This is a genomic window from Chromobacterium sphagni (genome assembly GCF_001855555.1).
GTDB classification, from domain to species: Bacteria; Pseudomonadota; Gammaproteobacteria; order Burkholderiales; family Chromobacteriaceae; genus Chromobacterium; species Chromobacterium sphagni.
Genome location: NZ_MKCT01000001.1, coordinates 49500 through 72459, shown reverse-complemented (window position 1 = coordinate 72459; position 22960 = coordinate 49500). Strand labels below are relative to the sequence as shown.

Sequence of the window (22960 nt, the reverse complement as noted above, 5' to 3'; positions counted from 1 at the left end):
GCGCAGCGTAGCAACTCGGCCGGCAAGGTTCAAGCTAACAGGCTGGCGCGGCGCCGTCAAACCGCGCCAGCCCAGGTTTCAGCCTTGCTGATACAGCGCCTCATCCAGGGCCGGCGTTTTGCCAGCCTGGGCGCGGCGAGCGCAGAACAGGCCGACAACGGCCATCAGCGCGCAGTAGAACACACAGATCCACGGGCTCCACGGCATGGCGGCGATCAGCAGCAGCGGGGTGACGCTGGCCCAGATCGAGTAGGCGATGTTGTAGGTGAAGGAGATGCCGGAAACGCGCACTCTGGCCGGGAACATGCCGACCATGATGGAGGGCACCACGCCGACGATGCCGCAACACAGGCCGGCTACCGCGTAGGCAAGTCCCGGCCAGCCCCAGCCGCCGATCAGGCAGGCGTACAGCAGGCCGATCCCCAGTGGCAGCAGCAGGCTGTACAACGCCAGGCTGCGGCGCTGGCCGATGCGGTCGCAGGCGTGGCCGGCGATGACGCAGCCGATGTTGAGGAAGACGATGCCTATGCTGCTCAGGCCGAAGGCGTGATCGGCGCTCATGCCAAAGCGTTGTTGCAGCAGTGTGGGGGTCACCACGACCAGCACCACCACCGCGGAGGTGAGCACGCAAGTGAGCAGGGCCGCCGGCAGCAAGGTGGCGCGGTGTTCCCGGATCACCGTCAACAAGGGATAGGAAACCTGTTCGGCCTGGCGGCTGCGCATCGCCAGAAAGATGGGGGTCTCGTTGAGCCAGCGGCGCAGCCATACGCCCAGCAGGCCGAACGGCCCGCCCAGCAGGAAGGGAATGCGCCAGCCATAGTCCAACATTTCCTGCGGGGTGAAAACGCGCGCCAGCAGGGTAGCGGTGAGCGCGCCCAGCAGGTAGCCGAAGGTCAGCCCGGCTTGCAGCACACCCAGCGCATAGCCGCGGCGCTTAAGCGGCGCATGCTCGGCGACGAAGGACCAGGCGCTGGGCACCTCGCCCCCTACCGCCGCCCCCTGCAAAATGCGCAGCGCCAGCAGGATCAGCGCGGCGGCGTAGCCGATGTCGGCATAGGTGGGGAGCAGGCCTATCAGCAGGCAGGGGCCGGCCATCAGCAGGATGGTCAGGCTGAAGATGCGCTTGCGGCCGAGCACATCGGCGAAGTGGGCCATCAGGATGCCGCCCAGCGGCCGGGCCAGGTAGCCGGTGGCGAAGATGCCGAAGGTCTGCAGCAGGCGCAGCCATTCCGGCATGTGCGGCGGGAAGAATAGCTTGCTCAGCGTGGTGGCGAAGAAGGCGAAGATGATGAAATCGTAGATTTCCAGCGCGCCGCCCAGCGCCGCCAGGCCCAGAGTCTGGTAGTCGGCGCGGGAAAGCGTTGCGGAGTGGGAGTCAGTCATGTGCAATCACGAAGTGCTTGGGCCGCCGGCATGCGGTTCGGCTCTGAGTAGTAATGATGGGTCCGCTCAGCTTTGCCGGCGCGCATGCCTGAGCCATGTGGCGGCGGTGCGTAGAAGCGGCTGCAGAGGGCCTGCATGGCGGCCAGTTTAGCGCGTGAGCGGCATTCTGCGGGAATAATGATATTCCTATTGCATTTCTCTGCGCGGGAAGTGCGATCACGGTTTTGCTGGCGATAGAAGCCGCTCGGCCAGAAAGTCGATGAATACCCGCAATTTGGGTGGCTGGTGGCGGCTAGAGGGCCAGACGGCGGAGAACTTTCCCGGTTCGGCGGCGTAATTCTCCAGCACGGGCAGCAACCGGCCATCCGCCAGTTCGCGGCCAACCGCGAAGTCGGGCAGCCAGGCAATGCCCAAGCCGTCGGCGGCTGCGGCGACCAGCGCTTCTATGCTGTTGCAAGTCAGGAAATGGCTCAGTTGCGGCGTTGCCACATCGCCAATATGACGCAAGGCCCAGAGCTGCAGTTGGCCGTTGTACGGAAACCGGTAGCGCAGGCAGGCATGGTCAAGCAAATCTCCAGGATGCAGGGGCAGGCCGCGGCGGTGGAAATAGCCGGGCGAGCCGACCAGCATGAAACGAAATGGTCCCAGCAGCCTGGCCTGAAGCCTCGAGTCGCTCAGTTCGCCGCTACGCACCGCAACATCGAATCCCTCTGCCACCAGATCCACCATGCGGTCGCTGAAGTCCAGCTCCAGTTCGATCTCCGGGTAGCGGGCGTGGAATTCCGGCAGCAGGGGCGACAGCATGCGGTGGCCGATCAAGGGCAAGCTGGCTTTCAGCCGACCGCGAGGCGCAGCGGCATTCTGCGCCAGTTCGGCCGAAGCCTCTTCCAGCTCCGCCATGATGCGGCGGCAGCGTTCAAATAGCAGGAGACCTTCCTGCGTCAGACTGATGCGGCGGGTGCTGCGGTGAAACAGCCGCGCCGCCAGCTTGTCTTCCAGGCGGCTGATGCTTTTGCTGACCGCGGAGGCTGAAATGCCCAGACGATCGCCCGCGGCGACGAAACTGCCCAGCTCCGCCGCGCGGACAAAGGCCAACAGGCCGCTCAAACTGTCCATGCCATTCATGGTAAGCACCATTTGCCGATATTAAGTCATGAATAAGATGACATTGTGCCCATTTATTGAAGTAATTGCCCGGCTTATCATTTTCTTGATTGCAACCAGCGCCTGGCTCAGCCTGGGCGCGCTGGACGGAGGAAGAGGGAAAATGGAGCCAAGAGGTGGAGGAGGCGGGCGATGGTCGGTATTGGCGGCGGTATGCTTGGCTGCGCTGGCGTTGCCGTGGAGTTTTGTCGGCGGCGCGGTGGCCACGCCGGCCGTGGGGCGCGAGTTGGGCGGCAGCCCGCAGGCGCTAGGCTGGGTGACCAGCGCCTTCATGCTGAGTTTTGGCAGCTGCCTGATGGCGGCGGGCGCGCTGGCTGACCAGTTTGGCCGCAAGCGGCTGTTCGGCATCGGCATCGCGCTATTCGGGCTGGTCTCGCTAGCCATCTGCCTGGCGCCGGACATATGGTGGCTGAACGCGCTGCGCGCGGCGCAGGGGCTGGCGGCCGCGGCGGCGATGGCTGGCGGCTCGGCCGCGCTGGCGCAGGAATATGAAGGAGAGGCTAGAGGGCGCGCGTTCAGCCTGCTGGGTACGACTTTTGGCCTGGGGCTGGCCTTTGGCCCGCTATTGTCCGGCTACTTGATCCAGTGCTTGAGCTGGCGGGCCATATTCGCCTGTGGCGCGGCCATGGGCTTGCTGGCCCTGCTGCTGGGATTGCCGCGCATGCACGAGTCGCGTGATCCGAATGCGGCGGGGCTGGACTGGCCGGGAGCCTGCAGCTTTACGGCTATGCTGGCGCTGTTCACTACGGCCTTGCTGCAGGGGCCGCAACTGGGGTGGCATAGCTTGCTTGTACGCATGCTGTTGCTTGGATCTCTGGCGCTATTGCTGGCTTTTGTCTGGATAGAGCGGCGCGTGGCGCGTCCGATGTTGGATCTGTCTCTGTTTCGCTACCCGCGCTTTGTCGGCGTGCAGTGCTTGCCGATTGCCACCAGCTATTGTTATGTGGCGCTATTGGTGCTGCTGCCGCTACGCTTCATCGGCATCGAGGGAGTGGGAGAGGTGGGGGCGGGCTTATGGATGTTGGCCTTGTCTGCGCCGATGCTGGTGGTGCCGTCTCTGGCGGTATCGCTGACGCGCTGGCGCTCCGCCGGCTTCATTTCCGCCATGGGCCTGCTGCTGGCGGCGATCGGACTGCTTGGCTTGAGTCAGGCGCGGGCAGGCTCGCCCGCCATGTTGCTGGCGCTGCTGCTGATAGGCTGTGGCAGCGGCCTGCCCTGGGGCTTGATGGACGGCTTGTCGGTGAGCGTGGTGCCCAAGGAGCGCGCCGGCATGGCCAGCGGCATCTTCAGCACCACCCGGGTGGCCGGCGAAGGCATCGCGCTGGCGATGGCCGGCGCGCTGATGGCCTTGTTTACCGGGAAGGGTTTGGCGGATGCCGGGCTAAGAACCTCGGCCGCTGTCGTGCAGCGCCTGGCCTCGGGGAATCTGACCCAGGCTCATGCCCTGTTGCCCATGGTGAATCCTGCGCGGCTGGCAGAGACCTATGGACTGGCTTTCCAGCAGTTGCTTTATCTGCTGATTGCGCTGACGCTGCTGTCGGCGGGGATGGTGCTGGTTTTTCTGCGAAGCGAAACCGAGAGTCGCGTCTAGCGAGGGGCAATAAAAAACGCCCCGTTCGAATCGGGGCGTTTTGCGCGGGGATGGCCAGAGTCAGGCTCATTCCCACTCAATAGTAACGTTGGTTGAAAACGTAGCATTTATAGGGGTTACAGCGCACCGTAAGTCCGTTGTGTAACTTTTGCGCAACTTTACCATTGTGTATTTAAGCACTCTTTTTTACGTTGGTTGTTGTGTTTGTTAGATTTTACACGCTTATGGTTACACGTTGCGCGGCAGAAACAGAAAACACTTTGAGCTGCTACGAAGCACGAGTAAAATGAAGCGTCGCCACACAACAAATAACATGACGCATGACGCACGAAACACAAACTTGCTACGAAAAGAACCAAAACTTCAATCCGCTTGTAAGTTGGCTACATAGCATTAGGTACAAATATCTGATTGAACTTTTTGACCAGCTAAGAAATGAAAATCCAGACAAGCAACTAAAGGTTGTCGATATAGGCTGCGCACACGCAAAAACGTTTGGCTTATTGAACGAACGATACAACATAAGTTATGTTGGCATTGAACTTGATCAGACGTTTGCTGAAACAGCCAAATCGAGATACGGTTCAAAATCTAACTTTCGAATAATCAACGACAGCATTGAGAACCACTATACAGAGCTTGAAAACGTTGATTTTTTAATGTCTCTCGAAACGTTAGAGCATATTCCAGAAAATATCGTCGTTCGCCTAATCGAGCATATCGCCGCCGCAAATCCAAAATACTTTGTTTGCTCCGTTCCAAACGAAGTGGGCCCGATAGTATGGATTAAAAATGTCGGGAGCTTACTAATGGGCTATATGCGACACACGGAGTATAAGTGGAGCGAAACTTTATACGCTGGACTTTATCAACTCGACAAAGTAGAAACGCACGGAACTGGGCACAAAGGTTTTGATTGGCGCTGGCTTGCGCAGACTATTAGGCACAATAGGAAGATAACTCAAACGCTTTCCAGCCCTTTCCGCTGGCTACCAAAGACATTTTCTGTTTCGGTTATTTTTATTTCTCGTCGTTCAGACTAAACCAACTCAATAGCAGCTTTAATAACAGCTGGGCGCAAGTCAATATAGCGTTGTGTAGTCGCCATATTGCTGTGTCCAGCCAATGCCATAAGCGTTCTCACACCCACTCCACGTTCCGCTAAGTTTGTAAGTCCAGTGCGTCTTCCACTATGCGACGTTGCGCCACTAATGCCTGCGACTTTGTAAATGCCATTCACAATGTGCGTCAACGTGTTAGCTGTAAATCCGTCACTGCGCTGCGTATAAAACAATGGCTGTGTAAGTTGCTTTGGTTTGTGCGCTGACAGATAAGCAGCAAGTTCAACACGTATCTTTTCAGCAAACCAAACCTTACGTGCTTTGTTGCCCTTCGTTTGTGCCGCACTAATCGTTGTCTCCGCTTTAATCTCTCCGTCTGCGTCAACAACGTCGCAATAACGCAAAGCGGCAACTTCGCCAACACGCAACATTGCGTAATACGTCAGTAAAATAATCGCTCTGTTACGCTTGGAGTGTCTGCGTGTTCGCAAGTAATCTAAAACACGTTGTAGCTGCTGCTGTGTCAGTGTTGCTGCCTGTGCCATTTTGTAGCCCTTTCGCTTTGGTGCTGTTTTGCTACATATATTGTGTTTTCTGTTCAAAGTTTTTCCTACCTCTTTTTGCCAGCACAAACCACGTTGATTTTGTTAGTTTGCTTTGTGTATTTTTTGCGCTGCTATTTTCAGCACATACCCATTTTCTTTTGTGCTGGTGATTTTTACCTATACCCCATTTTTTTGCTACTTTGTATAGCAAACCTACATTGCCATTGCCAGTCTCACTTATTGTTAGCATTCAATAGTCTGTATTGTGTGTTTGAAAGACTTAGACAATACCAATACAACTAACACTTCATCCAGTGTCAGCAAAGTCGTTTATGTTGTCCAATCAGTTTTTGTTTGTCGCCAGCGCTGCGTCAAACGCCAAGCCGTGCCTATGTGTTGTAGATTAAATCGCTGCCAGTATGTGCTTTGGTGCTTGTGTGTTGCTGTAGTCAATAACTTCCTAGTTGCCTATATGTGCGTCTTTACTAATATATTCATTCCAACGTTGTTCAGTGCCTTTTGTTAGCTTATCTAACTTTATGTCTGTTGTGCTACTGCTGTTGCTGCCCATAACTGCCTAATGCCGTCTTCTAATAAATCGTGTGTAGCAGCATTCGGCAAGTTACCTAACGCTATGTGTATGTGTATGTGTATGTGTATGTGTAGTGTTCTATTCTATCGTATGTGTTTCGCGTGCCTTCAATCGCAGCAACAAACACGGGCACATATTTGTCATTGCGTAGCCAGCCATTACCAGTTAGCAAGCGATTTAGACGAAGACGAAACTGACACAAGCTACTTCGTGTTGCGTCTAAACGCTATTCCATAGTTGTCGCGCTGATAGCGTAAGTTGGTAAGCTGGTTTGTAAAGTCAGTGCGTAGTCACAATGCTGCGCTAATCGTTCCAAATAGTCTGCTTGCGCTGCCACATATGCCGTTTTGTTAGTGTTTTGCTTTTCATTATTCATACCCTTATTTATGTTTGAACAGAAAAAGTTAAATATTTTTACCTTATCTGTTCATACAGCCTTAAAGCCTTGTCCAGCAACGCTTTACGAGCATATTGTTAGTGTTGCGCTGCGTCATAAATCGCTTACGCACACAACTGAAAAACTGAAAGGACTGAAAATGACACTGGCAAACTTAAAACTCACTGCTGCTAAAAAGCCCACTCAAATCTCTGCTGTTGTTCAACGTCGCAATAGGCTCGTTATGCGTTTGCGCGAACAAATAAAACTGGCGAAAGCGGAACAAAATGGCACAGCATATTTGCCAACAAAACTACGAAGCGTGACTGACACTGAAACTGGTATTCGCAAGCAAGTCGCTCTGCCAAAGCGTCTTAAAAGTTGGGCGTTTGTTACTGAAAACGGCAAGCTCTGCGTCAATGTGCGTTACGGCGCACGTATTTTGGAGTTGGCTAAAGGCAAAACAGCGATTGAAGTAGCCACAGCGAAAGAACTTGTCACAACGTTTGAGACAATATGTGCTGCGGTAACTGCTGAAGAGTTAGACGCTGCGATTGACGCAGCAAGCAATCAGCTGCGTTCTGGCTTTACCAAATAACATCCAAGCTCGTCGCTTCTGCTGTCACTCTTTCTGTTCAATAAATACATTAGCAACATAGGGACTAATGTATGAGAATATTTGAAATAGCTGACGCAGAAGCACAACTAGTGTTATGGAAGCTGGTAAATGATAGCAGTTTGGACTGCTATACAGACGCAACAACACGAACAAGCTAAACAGAAAGCCGCAGCACAGCAGCAGAAAAAAGCTAAACGCAGCAAACGTGTTGGTAAACGTATTGCCTCTGCGCCAGCACCCATACTAAAAATACCAAAGCCATCACCTAAGTTAGCAGCACCCAATAAGCCCAATGCCAACCCTCAGCAACAACCTATACAAAAAACTGCCACCCCCAGTAACGTTCAACCCAACCCACAGCACGTAACACCATACCCACCCAAAGCCTTACCAACAAAAAGTGCCACCCCCTACATAAACCCAACCAACCCAACCAGCAATGTAGCCACAACTGCTAACCCCACCTACCCACAAAGTCAGCAAACATTGCCACAACAAAATGCGTTATCGGCGCAAAAGAAGCGTGTTTTACCCAATAAACGTGTGTAAATAAAAATCTTAAACACACGGACGACAGACATAGCTAAAATGGTTACGACTACTTTGGAATAAGCAAGCCGTCTCTATATTCAAACTGCGGCAGCGCATTGGTAATCATTTTCGCTTCGCTTGTATGGATGTAAGTTTTTTCAATCTGCGCCGTGCTCGTGCCGCACGTCTCAGCCACTTGCGTTGGCGTTGCGCCTCTGTTTACTCTGTCCGTAATAAAGTAATGGCGAAAGCTGTATGGCACTAAGTCACGTGTGTCTGTATCTTTAATCTCAGCCAACTCTACTATTTTGTCAAAGTGATAGCCAATAGCACGGGGCGTTAGCATTGAAGTTCCGTTTGCGCTAAAAACAAATGTGTCACCAAATGCTTTTGCTTTTTTGTTGTCTTTGTTTGCTTTTACATAGCGCGGCTGTAGCAACTTAAATAACTCGTCAAAATATTCCGAATCTTTAACAACGAAGTGTCGTGTTTTCCTAACCTTCGTTGTTTCTGCTCGCACCGTTATTTTGACTAAGTTATATGTATCGTCCGATGTTTGTCCTTTTACATTCTTTTCAAGCCATTTAATGCCGCTCCACTTTAGCTGTATCTGCTCGCCTCTGCGTAAGCCAGTAATAATGGATATGAGCAAATAGTAGCCCGTTATTGCTTTCGCTAAGTTGCCTTCTTCTTTTATGTTTTTCTTTGCGTCAGCAATGTATGTTTCAAGCTCTGTTTTAATCCTAACTATTTCGTCGTCTTCAAATGTGCTGCGCCTTAGTGCTTCGTCACATCTGTCAATACGTTTTAACGGCTTAAAATCAAACGCTTCAATGTATGTTTCATTACGCTTATACAGCCAAGCCATCATTGCGTTTATTGAACTTTGTTCATTCGCTACCGTTGTTTGACTGACATTGATTTTCTTTTTTGTTTTAGTGCGCGAATGTAAGTAGTTCTCGCAATCAGTGCGTTCAAGCTCTTTCAGCTTTGTGTCTCGTCCAATAAAATCAAGCCAATGTTCCAAATGCGTTTTAATAGTGCCATAACGTCCTTTCACTATTAGCTCCGCTTCAACGTCAAGCGCACGTTGCTTCAAATATTCTTCAACACCTTGCTTTGTTGTTTTGGAGAAATACGTTTTACCCGCTAACTGCTGTGCCATTAGCTCGTGATAGTATTTTTTCGCTTTATCTATTGCTGTATCTCTATTGCGTGTGCGTAAGCTAAAACGTGCGTATTTCTTTTCCTTTCCTAACCACATACGCATTTGCCAATACTCGCCGCGCTTATACACAACAGCCTCGTCGTATATCTCTATTTCGTCAGCATTAAACGTTTGTTTTTTTAGCGGCATATGTGCGTTGGGTTACTACGTTTTTGAACGGCTACAGCGTTTTGTAGCTTTACGTGTAACTTTAATGCCAACGCCCAACTAAATCAACAACTTAGTTGGGCGTGTGTCTGTTTTGTGTAACTACAAAACATATATAAATCAACAGCTTACGACGGTATTTCTACTCCCACTCGATGGTAGCCGGCGGCTTGCCGCTCACATCGTAGACCACGCGGTTGATGCCGCGTACTTCGTTGATGATGCGGTTGGAAGCGCGGCCCAGCAGCGCGTAGGGCAGTTCGGCCCAGTGCGCGGTCATGAAGTCGCTGGTGACCACGGCGCGCAGTGCGACGACGTAGTCGTAGGTGCGGCCGTCGCCCATCACGCCGACCGACTTCACCGGCAGGAACACCGCGAATGCCTGACTGGTCAGTTCGTACCAGTTCTTGCCGGTTTTTTCGTCCACGGTGTTGCGCAGCTCTTCGATGAAGATGGCGTCGGCCTGGCGCAGCAGGTCGGCGTATTCCTGTTTCACTTCGCCGAGGATGCGCACGCCCAGGCCCGGGCCCGGGAACGGGTGGCGGTAGACCATGTCGTGCGGCAGGCCGAGCGCCACGCCCAGCTGGCGCACTTCGTCCTTGAACAGTTCGCGCAGCGGCTCCAGCAGCTTCAGGTCCATGTCTTCCGGCAGGCCGCCCACATTGTGGTGGCTCTTGATGGTGTGGGCCTTCTTGGTCTTGGCGCCGGCCGATTCGATCACGTCCGGATAGATGGTGCCCTGGGCCAGCCACTTGGCGTTGGTCAGTTTGCCGGATTCGCGCTGGAACACTTCGACGAACTCGGCGCCGATGATCTTGCGTTTCTTCTCCGGGTCGGCTTCGCCGGCCAGCTTGGCCATGAAGTCGGCTTCGGCGTTGACTTGAATCACCTTGACGCCCAGGTTCTGGGCGAACATTTCCATCACCATCTTGCCTTCGTTCAGGCGCAACAGGCCGTGGTCGACGAAGACGCAGGTCAGCTGGTTGCCGATGGCGCGGTGGATCAGCGCGGCGGCGACAGAGGAGTCCACGCCGCCGGACAGGCCGAGAATCACTTCCTCATCGCCCACCTGGTCGCGGATCTTCTTCACCGCTTCATCGATGTAGTTGGGCATGGTCCAGCTGGGCTTGCAGCCGGCCACATGCAGCACGAAGCGGTGGAGCATCTCGGTGCCGCGCTTGGTGTGCGTCACTTCCGGGTGGAACTGCACGCCGTAGAAGCCGCGGGCCTCGTCGGCCATCGCCGCGATCGGGCAGGACGGGGTTTCGGCGATGACGTGGAAGCCGGCCGGCAACTGGGTGACCTTGTCGCCGTGGCTCATCCAAACGTCCAGGAAGCCGTTGCCGGCGTCGTCGATCTGGTCCTGCAGGCCTTCCAGCAGCTTGGAATGGTGGCGCGCCTTGATCTGGGCGTAGCCGAACTCGCGCTTGTCGCCGCCTTCCACCTTGCCGCCCATGGTTTGCGCCATGAACTGCATGCCGTAGCAGATGCCCAGCACCGGGATGCCCAGCTCGAACAGCTTGGGATCGGCCTGGTAATCGGACTCGTATACCGAATTGGGACCGCCGGACAGGATGATGGCCTTGGGCGCGAAGGCCTGGATCTCTTCGATCGGCATGTCGAAAGAGTGAAGCTCACAGTAGACGTGAGCTTCGCGTACGCGGCGGGCGATCAGCTGGGTGACTTGCGAGCCGAAATCGAGAATGAGGATCTTGTCCATGCCTATCCTTGAAAGTAATGCAGGCCGTTAAGGCCATTATCGTCAATGCTTGAAAAAATATTTGTGTTTCAGACTATTGGCGGGCGATGTCTTCCATCGCCGCGCGCCGGCCTGGATCAGTCGTCCCGCGGCGGCAGCCGGCGCGGCGGTTCGCGGCGTTCCGGTATGCTGTCGCTGCGCGCCACCAGCATCAGCACGCCCATCAGCACCATGCCCAGCGCCGCGAAATGGCTGGCGCGCAGGCCCAACTGGTCTATCGCGTAGATGGCGGCGCCGGTGTAGGCCAGCATTGGGCTGGTCACCAGAGTGGATTTGTTGAATCCGTCCAGCGCCAATAGCAACACGCCCGCCGCGAACAGCAGCAGGGCGAGCAGGGTGGCGGTGCTGGGCAGCAGGGCGGTGCTTTTCAGCAACCAGACGCAACCCAGGCAGATCAGGACGATGGGGAGGGCGGCGCCGCGCTTCATGCCGCGCCCCGATGATTCTTCATCACGCGCTGCTTCTCGCGCTGCCATTCGCGGTCTTTCTCGGTGTCGCGCTTGTCATGCAGCTTCTTGCCCTTGGCCAGGCCGACGTTGGCCTTGACGTTGCCCTTGGAGTAGTGGAGGTCCAGCGCCATCATGGTGTAGCCGGCGCGTTCCACCTTGCCGATGAAGCGGTTGATTTGCTCTTGCGACAGCAGCAGTTTGCGCGGGCGCACCGGGTCGGGCTTGACATGGGTGGAGGCGGATTGCAGAGGGGTGATGTGGCAGCCGATCAGCCAGAAGGCGCCGTTCTTCCAGTCGACGTAGCTTTCCTTCAGCTGGACGCGGCCGGCGCGGATGGCCTTGACCTCCCACCCTTCCAGCACGAGCCCGGCCTCGAGTTCTTCCTCGATGAAGTAGTCGTGGAAAGCCTTGCGGTTCTGGATGATGCTCATGTGATGGTGAGTTCCTTAGAATCCGGCATTGTACCAGAAGCCGCCGGCCAACCAAAGTCACGCAAATTCAGTGGCTTGATGTGGAGATATTTTCGCCGCTGACGGTCTGAGGGGGGGCGGCTGGCGGCGGCAGGACAGCAACGGGTGGTTTTTGCTAAAATCACCGCTTGATTGTTCAGCTTCGAGACCCCGGCGGCGCCGGGTTTTTGCCGATGCAGCTTGTCGAAAAGAGCGTCCTGGTGGCGCATACCCCGGCGCAGATGTACGCGCTGGTGGACGATGTGGATCATTACAGCCGCTTTCTGCCATGGTGCGGCAAGGCGGAGGTATTGTCGCGCGATGAAGAGCAGGTGGTGGCCAGCCTGCATATCGATTATTTGAAAGTGCGCCAGCATTTCACCACCCGCAACCGCAACGTCAAGGACGAGTCCATCATGATGGAGCTGGTGGAGGGGCCGTTTGAATTGTTGGAGGGGCGCTGGCATTTCAAGCCGCTGGGCGACTTTGGCTGCCGGATAGAGTTCAGCCTGCGCTACCAGTTTTCCAGCCGCATCCTGGAAAAGTTGATCGGCCCGGTGTTCGGCCACATTTCCGGCTCGCTGGTGGACGCTTTCATCAAGGAGGCGGACAGGAAATATGGCAGCGACTGAAATGCTGGATGTCGAAGTGGCTTACGCGCGGCCGGACCGGCAATGGCTGATCGCCGTCAGCCTGCCGGCGGGCGCGACGGTGGCGCAGGCGGTGGCGCGATCGGGCATTCTGGCGCAATGCCCGGAACTCGACGCGGAGGCGTTGAGGCTGGGGATTTTCGGCAAGGCGGTCAAGCCGGAGGCCGAATTGAGGCAGCATGATCGGGTGGAAATCTACCGCCCGCTGCTGGCCGATCCGAAGGAAGTGCGAAGGCGGCGTGCCGAAGCCGGCATGCGCATGAAAAAAGGCGGCGGAGCCGCCTGAAACCAAAAGATGGCCGGAGGCCATCCCTCACAACCGGTCCATCCATTCAGTCCTGGCTCAGGGCTTCCTCGGCCGAACAGACCCGGTTCTTGCCGTTGATCTTGGCCTGGTACATCGCATGGTCGGCGCGCTCCAGCACGTCGGCCTCCTGCTCGCCCAGATGCCAGCGGGCGACACCGGCGCTGAAGGTGATCAGCAGCTTGTCGTTGTTGGCCAGGAAGAAGGTTTTGGTCAATTCGCGCTGCAGCCTCTGCACTGTCAGGATCGCTTCGTTCTCGGGCGTATCCGGCATCAGGATCACGAACTCCTCGCCGCCGAAGCGGGCGACGATGTCGGCCGGGCGCAGGCTGTGCTTGATCACGTCCACCAGATATTTGAGCGCGTCGTCGCCGGCCAGATGGCCGTAGCGGTCGTTCAGCTGCTTGAAATTGTCCACGTCTATCAGCGCCACCGACAACGGCGCGGCGGTGCGTTCGGCGCGGCCGATCTCGCGTTGGAAGTATTCTGCCAGGCCGCGGCGGTTGTAGGCGCCGGTCAACTGGTCTTCCTTGACCTTGGCGCTGGCGGTTTCCAGCGCGGTTTCCAGTTCCTGGATGCGGTATTCGGCCGCTTCCACCTGCTCCTTGGCGGAAATCAGCTCGTCGCGCGAGCGGGTGAGGTCCAGCTGCATCACCGATGTGTCTTCCATCAGCGCGCTGATGATGCCGCCCAGATCGTCGACATTCTGCGTCTGCTTCAGCTTCTCGCTGTGGCTCTGGATCTTGGCGTGGAAATCGTCGGTGCTGTCGGTCATCAGGGCCAGCCGGGTGACGAAGCGGTCAAGCAGCGCGCGCAAGGAGCTGGCGGCCTCGTCCAGCGAGCTTTTCAGCATGCCCTGCTTGCGTATCACTTCCTTCAGGCTGGTTTCCAGCTGGTAGATCTGCTGCATGGACAACGGCTCGTGGGTGAGCATTTCCTGCAGCGAGCTCACCTGGCCCAGCAGATATTCGTCCGAGCGGTTCAGTTCCGCCACATTGTCCAGCATCAGGCGCAGCAGGCTGGTGAGTCCCGAGGTGAGGCGGCCCTCCTGCTGCGATTGCAGCTCCAGCTTGATCATGAAGGCCCTGAGCTTGGGCATGAAGGCGTTCAGGCTGGCGTCGTCGGCGATCGCGTCCAGCTCTTTGAGCAGGCTGCCCAGGCTATCCACCAGGTCGGGATAGCTGGCCAGGCGCGGCTCCAGGCCGTGCTTGAGCGCGAAGGCCAGTGTGCGCTGCCAGGACAGCCAGCTGCTGGAAGCGGCGGGCTCTTCGCCTGCGTCGGCATCCTCCGGCGTCGGCACGGTTTCCCTGGCCGAGGGGGAGGCGTTCCAGTTCTGCAGCAGTGCCGCCAGTTTCTGATTGAGTTCTTCCGGCTGATTGCCGTAATTGATCAGAACGCGCTCGAGCGCGCTTTGCTTATGATGCTGAGGCAGGTCGGGCTGGCGCGTGTCCCAGCTGCGCATCAGGCTTTGGATCAGCAGGCCCCAGCTCTGCGACAACTGCTGGGTGGCAAAAGTGCTGCGCAGGAAGTCGATGACCAGTTGCGGCGCCTGCTCCCAGCGGTTTTCCTCAAACGCCTGCCGCAGGCGCGACAGGGTCACCTTGGCCTGGACGTTGTCCTGGGGCAAGGTTTCCAATGCCCGCAACAACAGAACGGCCAGTTTGTTGTCGCGCACCATCGGGGTTTGCGTCAACTCGTGGTAAACCCGCTCGAAGTTCTCCGGCGTCGGCAGCAGCTTCCGCAATGACAACTGCTTCAGGGTTTCGCGTGCAACTTCGATAGGGTTTTGTGTCGTCATTGCCCAAACCTTGGTGCTTTTAAGGCCTGCCATCATGAGTTGTCAGTGGGAGTGAGTGTCCGTTGTCGGGTGGCCCGCCAGCGGGGTATTTTTGCTTGCATCCAGTAACTGGAAAAATACCTCGCCATTGCGAATCATGCCAAGTTCGTTACGAGCTCTTTCCTCTATCGCGTCGCTGCCTTGCTTTAGGTCGCGGACTTCGGCGTCCAGGGCGGCGTTGCGGGCAACCAGCTTTTGGGTGGTCGCCCGCTGTTCCTGCAGCTGCTTGTCCAGCTGCCAGACCCTGAGCCAACTGCCTTTGCCGAACCACAGCGGCCATTGCAAGGCAAGGATCACGGTTACCAGGGTCACGGTCAGCCAGCGCATGCAATCACTTCAGATGGTAAAACGCTGCGCGGCCCGGGTAGTAGGCGGCGTCGCCCAGCTCTTCCTCGATGCGCAGCAGTTGGTTGTACTTGGCCATGCGGTCGGAACGCGACAGGGAGCCGGTCTTGATCTGCATGCAGTTGGTGGCGACTGCCAGATCGGCGATGGTACTGTCCTCGGTCTCGCCCGAGCGATGACTCATAACGCAGGTATAGCGGGAACGCTTGGCCAGATCAACTGCTTTCAGGGTTTCCGACAGCGTGCCGATCTGGTTGACCTTCACCAGCAGCGAATTGGCCACGCCCTTGGCGATGCCGTCGGCCAGAATCTTGGGATTGGTGACGAATACGTCGTCGCCAACGATTTGCACTTTTTGGCCCAAGCGTTCGGTCAGCAGGTTCCAGCCGGCCCAGTCCTGCTCGGCCATGCCGTCCTCGATCGAGATGATCGGGTACTTGTCGGCCAGGTTTTCCAGGTAGTCGGCGAACTCTTCCGAGCTCAGCGACAATTTTTCTGCGGTCAGGTGGTACTTGCCGTCGCGGAAGAATTCGGAGGCGGCGCAGTCCAGAGCGATCAGCACGTCCTGGCCGGCCACATAGCCGGCGGCGTCTACCGCCTCAAGGATCAGCTTGATCGCGTCTTCATGGCTTTCCAGGTTGGGCGCGAAGCCGCCTTCGTCGCCGACGGTGGTGGCATAGCCCTTCTTGTCGCAGATCTTTTTCAGGCTGTGGAAGATCTCGGCGCCGCAGCGCAGCGCTTCGCGGAAGGTTTGCGCGCCAACCGGGATGATCATGAATTCCTGGATGTCCAGGGTGTTGTTCGCGTGTTCGCCGCCGTTGATGACGTTCATCATCGGCACCGGCAGCGCCATCGGGCCGGCGCCGCCCAGGTAGCGGTACAGCGGCAGGCCGGCGTCTTCGGCGGCGGCGCGGGCCACGGCCATCGAGACCGCCAGAATGGCGTTGGCGCCGAGGCGGGACTTGGTCTCGGTGCCATCGAGTTCGATCAGGGTCTTGTCGATGAAGGTCTGGTCGGAAGCATCCAGGCCGAGGATGGCTTCGCAGATTTCGGTGTTGATATTGTCGACGGCCTTGAGCACGCCCTTGCCCAGATAGCGGCTCTTGTCGCCATCGCGCAATTCCAGGGCTTCGCGCGTGCCGGTGGAGGCGCCGGACGGCACCGCGGCGCGGCCCATTACACCGGATTCCAGCAACACGTCGGCTTCCACCGTCGGATTGCCGCGCGAATCCAGAATCTCACGAGCTACCACGTCAACGATCGAACTCATTGTCTTTCCCTTCATAGCTTTCGGTTGAACTTGCAGAGGCGGTCCGCCGGGCGTGCCCGGCGGACTCTACCGGCTGTGTATTACAGCGAGTGCTCAGGCCAGGGAGTTTGCTTGACCAGCTCGTCCAGCGTCTTGAGCGTGGTCAGCAATTCCTTGATGCGCGACAGCGGCCAGGCGTTCGGGCCGTCCGACATCGCGCAGGCGGGATCCGGATGGGTTTCCATGAAGATGCCGGCGATGCCGGCTGCGACGGCCGCGCGCGCCAGCACCGGTACGAAGTGGCGCTGGCTGGCGAGGCTTGCGCTGCCGGGCAGTTGGACCGAATGGGTGGCGTCGTACACCACCGGGCAGCCGGTCTCGCGCATCATGCTCAGCGAGCGCATGTCCGACACCATATTGTTGTAGCCGAATGAGGCGCCGCGCTCGCAAACCATGAAGCTGTCCTCTTCCAGGCCGGCTTCGCGCGCGGCCTCGCGGGCTTTGAGGATGACCTGGGTCATATCGTTCGGGGCCAGGAACTGGCCCTTCTTGATATTGACCGGCTTGCCGCATTGGGCGACTGCGCGGATGAAGTCGGCCTGGCTGCTGAGGAAGGCCGGCGTCTGCAGCACGTCGGCCACGCTGGCGACCTGCACCACTTCGTTCTCGGTGTGGACGTCGGTCAGCACCGGCACCTCGATCTGGCGCTTGACCTCGGACAGGATGCGCAGGCCCTCGTCGATGCCGAAGCCGCGGAACGAGTCGCCGTAGGTGTAGCTGGCCTTGTCGTAGCTCGACTTGTAGATGAAGTGGATGCCCAGCGCCTGGGCGATCTCCTTCAGCTGGCCGGCGGTATCCAGCGCCATCTGTTCGCTCTCTATCACGCTGGGACCGGCGATCAGGAACAGCGGCTGGTCCAGGCCGACTTCAAATCCGCACAATTTCATCTACTTCAGTTTCCTTGCTTGTCGGCCTGGTACGCCAGAGCGGCCTTCACGTAGGCGATGAACAGCGGGTGGCCGTCGCGCGGGGTGGAGGTGAACTCGGGGTGGAACTGGCAGGCAAAGAACCAGCGGTGGTTGGCCAGTTCGACCGTTTCCACCAGCTTTTCATGGCCGGACGAGCGGCCGCTGATGGTCAGGCCGGCCTGCTCCAGCCGCTGGATGTAGTAGTTGTTCACTTCATAGCGGTGGCGGTGGCGTTCGACGATCTCGGTGTTGCCGTAGACGCGCGCCGCCAGCGAGCCGGCTGCCAGATCGCACTGCTGGCCACCCAGGCGCATGGTGCCGCCCAGATTGGAGTTTTCGTCGCGCTTTTCCACCTTGCCGTCGTGATTGACCCACTCGTCGATCAGCGCCACCACCGGGTAGTTGGTGTCGAGGTCGAACTCGGTCGAGTTGGCGCCGGCGAGGCCGGCCACGTCTCGCGCGTATTCGATCAGCGCGATCTGCATGCCCAGGCAGATGCCCAGGTAGGGGATGTTGTTTTCTCGGGCGAACTTGACCGCCTTGATCTTGCCTTCCACGCCGCGCTTGCCGAAGCCGCCCGGCACCAGGATCGCGTCCATGTCCTTCAGCGATTCCGCGCCGTCGCGCTCGATCTCTTCCGAGTCGACATAGACGATGTTGACGCTGGTACGGGTGTGGATGCCGGCGTGCTTCAGCGCCTCGGTCAGCGACTTGTACGACTCGGTCAGGTCAACGTATTTGCCGACCATCGCGATATTGATGGCGTGGTCCGGATGCTGGATGGCGTCGATGATGCCGTCCCACACGGCGAGATCGGCCTTCGGCAGGTCCAGTTGCAGCTGTTCGGCGATGATGTCGTCGATGCCTTGAGCGTGCAGCATGCTCGGCACCTTGTAGATGGAGTCGGAGTCGTAACAGCCGATCACCGCGTTCTCTTCCACGTTGCAGAACAGGGCGATCTTGCGCTTTTCGTCTTCCGGCAGCTCGCGGTCCATCCGGCACAGCAGGATGTCCGGCTGGATGCCGATCTCGCGCAGCTCCTTCACCGAGTGCTGGGTCGGCTTGGTCTTGATCTCGCCGGCGGTGGCGATGTACGGCACGTAGGACAGGTGCACGTACAGGGTGTTCTTGCGGCCGTGATTGGAGCGCATCTGGCGGATGGCTTCCAGGAAGGGCAGCGATTCGATGTCGCCGACGGTGCCGCCGATCTCGACGATGGCGATGTCGGCGTCGGCTGCGCCTTCCTTCATCTTCAGCTTGATTTCGTCGGTGATGTGCGGGATCACCTGCACGGTGCCGCCCAGATAGTCGCCGCGGCGTTCCTTGGTGATGACCGATTCGTACACCTGGCCGGTGGTGAAATTGTTGCTCTTCTTCATCTTGGCCTGGATGAAGCGCTCGTAGTGGCCGAGATCGAGGTCGGTTTCCGCGCCGTCTTCGGTCACGAAGACCTCGCCGTGCTGGAAGGGGCTCATGGTGCCCGGGTCGACGTTGATGTACGGGTCGAGCTTCAGCATGGTGACTTTCAGCCCGCGAGACTCGAGGATGGCGGCGATGGACGCAGCGGCAATGCCCTTACCCAGGGAGGACACCACACCGCCGGTAACGAAGATGTACTTGGTCATGAGATTACGGCTCTATGGGAATCCGGGATTTTACCCTGAAATGGTCGTAAGTTAAATCACCTGACAGCATCTTGTTGCAGGAAAGAATGCAACACCGGATGCCGCCCTTAACGATAGTACTCGCGTCGCTGTGGCGAATCCGTTACAATCCTGCCGAATGTTTGATACGAGAATCGCACCCGGCAGCACCAAGGGTGCGTTTTATGCTTGAATGTCTGGCTTTATTTATGTTATAAATCCAGCTTTTACCGGTTTTGGGAGTTTAACCATGGCGCGTGTTTGCAAAGTCACCGGCAAGCGTCCGATGACCGGGAACAACGTTTCCCACGCCAACAACAAGACTAAACGTCGTTTCCTGCCGAACCTGCAATATCGCAAGTTCTGGGTAGAAAGCGAAAACCGCTGGGTACGTCTGCGCGTATCCAACGCTGCACTGCGTACCATCGATAAAGTTGGCATCGATGTAGTGCTGGCTGATCTGCGCGCTCGCGGCGAGATCTGAGCGGTCAACCAGATAAAGCACTGAGGTAGACATCATGCGCGATAAAATCAAGCTGGAATCCACTGCTGGTACCGGCCACTTCTACACCACCACCAAGAACAAGCGCACCATGCCGGAAAAGATGGAGATCAAGAAATTTGATCCCGTTGCCCGCAAGCACGTTCTGTACAAAGAAACCAAGCTGAAGTAAGCCTTGTTTCCGGTTGGTTGAAGAGCCCTTCTCTGGTGCACGGAGAAGGGTTTTTTATTGCCTGCGGCGCGCCGCAGGGCAGCGCATATGAAAAAGCCAGTCCGCGGACTGGCTTTTTGCGTTTGCGCGCGGCGCGGTCAGTTGCCGCCGGCCTGTTCGAACACCCGTTTGGCGAGCAGCAGGTCCTGCCAGGCCTTGGCCTTGTCCGGCTGATTGCGCAGCAGGTAGGCGGGGTGATAGCTGACCACCATCGGCACGTCTTGGTAACGATGTACCTGGCCGCGCAGCCGGCCGATAGACTCTTCAGTCTGCAGCAGGGTCTGGGCGGCGAAACGGCCCAGCGCCAGGATCAGCGTCGGCTGGATGTGATGGATCTGCTGCTGCAAGTAGCCGTGGCAGGCGGCGATCTCATCCGGGGCGGGGTTGCGGTTGCCTGGCGGGCGGCACTTGAGCACATTGGCGATATAGACGTCCTGCTCGCGGTCGAGGCCGGTGGCGGCCAGCATATTGTCCAGCAACTGGCCGGCCTTGCCGACGAAGGGAAGGCCTTGCCTGTCCTCCTGCTCGCCGGGGGCTTCGCCTATCAACAGCCAGCGCGCCTTGGGATTGCCGCGGCCAAATACGGTCTGCGTGCGGGTTTCGCACAGTCGGCAGCGCTGGCAATCGGCAACCTGGCGTTCCAGTTGTGGCCAGTCCAGCGTTTGTTCGGGCCGGGCTTGGACAATGGCGGTGGCGACGCTGGCGGCAAGCGGAGCCGGCTCAGGAGATGGCGGCATGACCGGGAGCGGCGCTGGCGCGGCATCCGCCGTCGCCAGCTGGATCGCGATAGGCTCGGCATCCATGGCGTCTTGCATGGCTTGCGGGGATGCAGGCGTGATGCCGGCATCGGTTGCGGCGTCTGCGGCGATTTTGGCTTGCAGCAGGATGGCCGGGTGTTGTTCGAACCAGCTGTCGCGCGGCTGCCAGGCGGGGCCCAGTCCCATGGTTTGCTGCAGCAGGCTATTGCGGCTCACAGTGTGGCCTCCATCAAAATGGCGTGTTCGCGGCCGTTGCCGGCCGGATAGTAGTTCTTGCGCAGTCCGCAGGGTTGAAAGCCGCAATATTGGTAAAGGCGCCGCGCCGCCGCGTTGCTCTCTCTGACTTCCAGGAATAGGCGCTTGACGCCGCTGGCGGCCAGCGCCTGCATGCTGGCTTGCAGCAACCGCCGGCCCAGGCCTTGCCCTTGATGACCGCTGGCGACGACGATATTCAGGATTTCGGCCTCGTCCAGTACGCGCATGATCAGCATGAAGCCCAGCAGGGCGTCTTCGCCATCGAACAGGCCGTGACAGGCGTAGCCGGCGGCGATGGCGTCGCGGTACTGGCCGCAGCTCCAGGCATGCTGCGCCGCTTGCTGTTCGATATCGGCCAGCAGTTGGGGATTGTCCGGAGCGAACGGGCGGACCGAACTCATCGATTGCGGACCTGCTGCTGCTCGATCGAGGTGAGCGCTACTTTGTTGCGCACATAAAGTAGTTCCGCCTCGCGCGGATGGCCGGCCGGGTAGCGGCCGCTTCTGGCTAACTGGATATAGGCCTCGGCGTGGGGGCGCGGGTGGGGAGACAGGGGCAGCTGCGCGCGGCTGTCGGCCAGCAGTTGCGGATAGCTGTCGAAACCGTCACCAGCCAGCAAGGTGGAGCCGGCGGGCAGGCTGACTTCCTCCGGCGAGACCACGCTGATCGGGGATAGCCGCTGCCAGTCCGCGCCGGTCTGGTACAGCGCGGTGTATACCTGTTGCATGCGGGCGTCGAAGCAGACCAGCACCTGGCCTTCCCCTGCCTGCCAGGCGAGATTGTCCAGCGTCGGGATGCCGGTTACCGCTAGGTCGGCGGAGTAGGCCAAGCCCTGAGCCAGGCCGCAGGCGATGCGCAGGCCGGTGAAGGAACCCGGCCCCTGGCCGAAGACGATGCCGTCCAGCGCCGACAGGGAGACGCCGGCTTCGGCGAGCAGGCGCGACACCTCCGGCAGCGTGCGCTCGGCGTGCTTCTGGGCGACGCATTGGTGGAAGACCAGCGTTTCCGTTTCCAGGCTCAGCGCCAGGGAAAGATAGGTGGTGGAGGTGTCTAGGGCTAACAGTTTCATTGGGCTTGAGGCAACCTTGCAAGGTTGTGGATTATAAGCCCAGTTCCTCCACCCAGGCGAGCGCGGAGATATGGGCCTGGTTCAGTTGCTCGCTTGAGAGTCCCAATTGATCGCATAGTTGCGGTACGCCATCCAGACTGCCGTCTTCGCAGGCCCTGGTTAGCCGCAGGTAGTGGCTCATGGCGCCGCGTTCGTGCAGCAGCGCGTCGGTGATGGGGGCGGGAAGCTGCAGATGCTCGATGATCTTGTCCATCGGCATGTCGAACAGCACGTCCAGCAGGCTGAACAGGCCGACGATGAACAGGTTGTCGTTGACGTCATGGCGTTCGCCCAGCGTGATGCCCAGCAGCTCCATGAAGCGGCCGCGGGTGACGGCGGTTTTCTGCAGCGCCGGCGGCGCATGGTTGTCGTCTGAGGCGGTGACCAGCAGCAGCGTCAGCCAGCGGTATAGCTTCTGGTAGCCCAGCACGGTGACGGCGTGGGAGAACGAGCTGATCGAGGTATTGAGCCCGGCGGCGGCGGAGTTAACATAGCGCAGCAGCTTGTAGGACAGCGCCACGTCGCGTTTGAGCACCTGCTCGATGTCGCGGATGTCGGCATCCAGCCGCAGCAGATTTAGCAGTTCCAGGGTGTTGCTGAAGGTGGGGTGGATCACCTTGGCGGTCAGGGTTTCCGGCTTGGCGAAATAATAGCCCTGGAAGCCGTCCATGCCGAGTTCCTTGCACAAATGGAACTGGGCGTGGGTCTCCACGCGTTCGGCGATGCGGATCAGCGGATAGCTGCGCAGCCGCGCCGCCAGCATCTGGAAGCGGGTGGTGTCCTGATTCTGGATGTCCAGCTTGACGTAGTTGGCCAGCTCGAGAAAGGCGGCGGCGGGTGACTCGAAACTGAAGTCGTCCAGCGCGATGCCGAAGCCCATCGAACGCAGATGGCGCGTGCGCGACAGCAATTCATTGCTGGGCACGATGCGTGGCGAAATATCCAGGATGATGCGGCGCGGCGGCAGCAGCTCGAGGAATTCGCTGTTGAGCATGGCCTCGCCGATATTGATGAAGGCCAGCTTGTTGCCTATCAGCCAGCTGGTGCCCATATTGTTGAGCGTGTTCACCAGCACGTCGGTGTCGGCCTGCAGTTCGGTATGCTTGCCGACGTCCACCGCATCGCCGCTGGGACGAAAAAGCAGCTCATAACCTATGAGCTGCTGATTGCGGTTGAGGACCGGCTGCCGTCCGATGAAGGCGGTGTTTGAGGTCATTATTGCACCTTACGGTAAGG

Annotated in this window: 24 protein-coding genes; 8 read left to right on the top strand and 16 right to left on the bottom strand. The window is 58.2% G+C overall.

The annotated features are described in order from the left end of the window. Window positions 1–78: 78 nt before the first annotated feature. Complete coding sequence (locus tag BI344_RS00330; RefSeq protein ID WP_071110998.1) at window positions 79–1383, bottom strand: MFS transporter; 1305 nt, start codon at window positions 1381–1383, stop codon at window positions 79–81. 216 nt (window positions 1384–1599) lie between these two features. Next, the gene (locus tag BI344_RS00325) at window positions 1600–2508 is read right to left on the bottom strand and encodes a LysR family transcriptional regulator (RefSeq protein ID WP_241499221.1); all 909 of its coding nucleotides are present in this window, start codon (window positions 2506–2508) and stop codon (window positions 1600–1602) included. Between the two features lie 85 nt (window positions 2509–2593). On the opposite strand from BI344_RS00325, the gene BI344_RS00320 reads away from it, so the two are divergent. Together BI344_RS00320 and BI344_RS22580 are read left to right on the top strand one after the other, a co-directional pair. Next, complete coding sequence (locus BI344_RS00320) at window positions 2594–4138, top strand: MFS transporter (RefSeq protein ID WP_206600300.1); 1545 nt, start codon at window positions 2594–2596, stop codon at window positions 4136–4138. Window positions 4139–4458: 320 nt separating this feature from the next. Next, on the top strand, window positions 4459–5181 hold the full coding sequence (locus tag BI344_RS22580) for a class I SAM-dependent methyltransferase (RefSeq protein ID WP_083338728.1): 723 nt from the start codon (window positions 4459–4461) through the stop codon (window positions 5179–5181). Here the strand turns inward: BI344_RS22580 and BI344_RS22575 are convergent. Next, window positions 5178–5801, bottom strand: coding sequence for a tyrosine-type recombinase/integrase (locus tag BI344_RS22575; RefSeq protein WP_204378009.1), 624 nt, complete (start codon window positions 5799–5801; stop codon window positions 5178–5180). The genes BI344_RS22580 and BI344_RS22575 overlap by 4 nt on opposite strands. 921 nt (window positions 5802–6722) lie before the next feature. On the opposite strand from BI344_RS22575, the gene BI344_RS22570 reads away from it, so the two are divergent. Both BI344_RS22570 and BI344_RS23530 read left to right on the top strand, forming a co-directional pair. Further along, entirely contained in the window at window positions 6723–7310 is a 588-nt protein-coding gene (locus BI344_RS22570) for a DUF6641 family protein (RefSeq protein WP_206600299.1), read from the top strand. 129 nt (window positions 7311–7439) lie between these two features. After that, the gene (locus tag BI344_RS23530; RefSeq protein ID WP_139166833.1) at window positions 7440–7880 is read left to right on the top strand and encodes a hypothetical protein; all 441 of its coding nucleotides are present in this window, start codon (window positions 7440–7442) and stop codon (window positions 7878–7880) included. Between the two features lie 49 nt (window positions 7881–7929). Here BI344_RS23530 and BI344_RS00315 read toward each other — a convergent pair whose 3' ends face one another. The 4 genes from BI344_RS00315 to smpB form a co-directional block, all read right to left on the bottom strand. After that, the gene (locus BI344_RS00315) at window positions 7930–9219 is read right to left on the bottom strand and encodes a tyrosine-type recombinase/integrase (protein WP_071110995.1); all 1290 of its coding nucleotides are present in this window, start codon (window positions 9217–9219) and stop codon (window positions 7930–7932) included. A gap of 160 nt (window positions 9220–9379) precedes the next feature. Continuing rightward, window positions 9380–10963 (bottom strand): glutamine-hydrolyzing GMP synthase, encoded by a 1584-nt coding sequence (gene guaA, locus BI344_RS00310; RefSeq protein ID WP_095210763.1) that lies wholly within the window; start codon window positions 10961–10963, stop codon window positions 9380–9382. Between the two features lie 110 nt (window positions 10964–11073). Next, window positions 11074–11424, bottom strand: coding sequence for a hypothetical protein (locus tag BI344_RS00305; protein WP_071110993.1), 351 nt, complete (start codon window positions 11422–11424; stop codon window positions 11074–11076). Beyond that, window positions 11421–11876, bottom strand: a complete 456-nt coding sequence (gene smpB / locus BI344_RS00300) for an SsrA-binding protein SmpB (protein ID WP_071110992.1) — start codon at window positions 11874–11876, stop codon at window positions 11421–11423. The genes BI344_RS00305 and smpB overlap by 4 nt, the downstream gene beginning before the upstream one ends. Before the next feature lie 212 nt (window positions 11877–12088). On the opposite strand from smpB, the gene BI344_RS00295 reads away from it, so the two are divergent. Together BI344_RS00295 and BI344_RS00290 are read left to right on the top strand one after the other, a co-directional pair. Next, window positions 12089–12526 carry a type II toxin-antitoxin system RatA family toxin gene (locus tag BI344_RS00295; RefSeq protein ID WP_071110991.1) on the top strand — a complete coding sequence of 146 codons (438 nt, stop codon included), beginning with the start codon at window positions 12089–12091 and terminating at the stop codon, window positions 12524–12526. Next, window positions 12513–12830, top strand: a complete 318-nt coding sequence (locus tag BI344_RS00290) for an RnfH family protein (RefSeq protein ID WP_071110990.1) — start codon at window positions 12513–12515, stop codon at window positions 12828–12830. Before BI344_RS00295 ends, BI344_RS00290 begins: the two co-directional genes overlap by 14 nt. Window positions 12831–12876: 46 nt before the next feature. Here BI344_RS00290 and BI344_RS00285 read toward each other — a convergent pair whose 3' ends face one another. The 5 genes from BI344_RS00285 to BI344_RS00265 all read right to left on the bottom strand — a co-directional run bounded on the left by BI344_RS00285 (window position 12877) and on the right by BI344_RS00265 (window position 18872). Beyond that, window positions 12877–14646 (bottom strand): GGDEF domain-containing protein, encoded by a 1770-nt coding sequence (locus BI344_RS00285; RefSeq protein ID WP_071110989.1) that lies wholly within the window; start codon window positions 14644–14646, stop codon window positions 12877–12879. Between the two features lie 42 nt (window positions 14647–14688). Next, entirely contained in the window at window positions 14689–15012 is a 324-nt protein-coding gene (gene ftsB / locus BI344_RS00280) for a cell division protein FtsB (protein WP_071110988.1), read from the bottom strand. Between the two features lie 4 nt (window positions 15013–15016). Then, window positions 15017–16300 carry a phosphopyruvate hydratase gene (eno, locus tag BI344_RS00275; protein ID WP_071110987.1) on the bottom strand — a complete coding sequence of 428 codons (1284 nt, stop codon included), beginning with the start codon at window positions 16298–16300 and terminating at the stop codon, window positions 15017–15019. An 80-nt stretch (window positions 16301–16380) separates the two neighbouring features. Next, a complete protein-coding gene (gene kdsA, locus BI344_RS00270; RefSeq protein ID WP_071110986.1) occupies window positions 16381–17226 on the bottom strand; it encodes a 3-deoxy-8-phosphooctulonate synthase in 846 nt (281 codons plus the stop codon). 5 nt (window positions 17227–17231) lie between these two features. Continuing rightward, window positions 17232–18872 (bottom strand): CTP synthase, encoded by a 1641-nt coding sequence (locus BI344_RS00265; RefSeq protein WP_071110985.1) that lies wholly within the window; start codon window positions 18870–18872, stop codon window positions 17232–17234. Between the two features lie 268 nt (window positions 18873–19140). Between BI344_RS00265 and rpmB the strand changes: the two genes are divergently transcribed. Then, window positions 19141–19374: a 50S ribosomal protein L28 gene (rpmB, locus tag BI344_RS00260; RefSeq protein WP_011137003.1), complete on the top strand. Its 234-nt coding sequence runs from the start codon at window positions 19141–19143 to the stop codon at window positions 19372–19374. A gap of 34 nt (window positions 19375–19408) precedes the next feature. Next, window positions 19409–19564: a 50S ribosomal protein L33 gene (rpmG, locus tag BI344_RS00255; protein ID WP_017506994.1), complete on the top strand. Its 156-nt coding sequence runs from the start codon at window positions 19409–19411 to the stop codon at window positions 19562–19564. 137 nt (window positions 19565–19701) lie between these two features. On the opposite strand, the gene BI344_RS00250 is transcribed toward rpmG, so the two are convergent. From BI344_RS00250 to BI344_RS00235, 4 genes are read right to left on the bottom strand one after another with little or no spacing between them, the layout of a single operon-like run. Continuing rightward, on the bottom strand, window positions 19702–20577 hold the full coding sequence (locus tag BI344_RS00250) for a uracil-DNA glycosylase (protein ID WP_071110984.1): 876 nt from the start codon (window positions 20575–20577) through the stop codon (window positions 19702–19704). Continuing rightward, window positions 20574–21017 carry a ribosomal protein S18-alanine N-acetyltransferase gene (gene rimI, locus BI344_RS00245; RefSeq protein ID WP_071110983.1) on the bottom strand — a complete coding sequence of 148 codons (444 nt, stop codon included), beginning with the start codon at window positions 21015–21017 and terminating at the stop codon, window positions 20574–20576. The genes BI344_RS00250 and rimI overlap by 4 nt, the downstream gene beginning before the upstream one ends. Continuing rightward, on the bottom strand, window positions 21014–21685 hold the full coding sequence (tsaB, locus tag BI344_RS00240; protein WP_071110982.1) for a tRNA (adenosine(37)-N6)-threonylcarbamoyltransferase complex dimerization subunit type 1 TsaB: 672 nt from the start codon (window positions 21683–21685) through the stop codon (window positions 21014–21016). Before tsaB ends, rimI begins: the two co-directional genes overlap by 4 nt. Before the next feature lie 31 nt (window positions 21686–21716). After that, complete coding sequence (locus BI344_RS00235; RefSeq protein ID WP_071110981.1) at window positions 21717–22940, bottom strand: EAL and HDOD domain-containing protein; 1224 nt, start codon at window positions 22938–22940, stop codon at window positions 21717–21719. Window positions 22941–22960 lie beyond the last annotated feature (20 nt).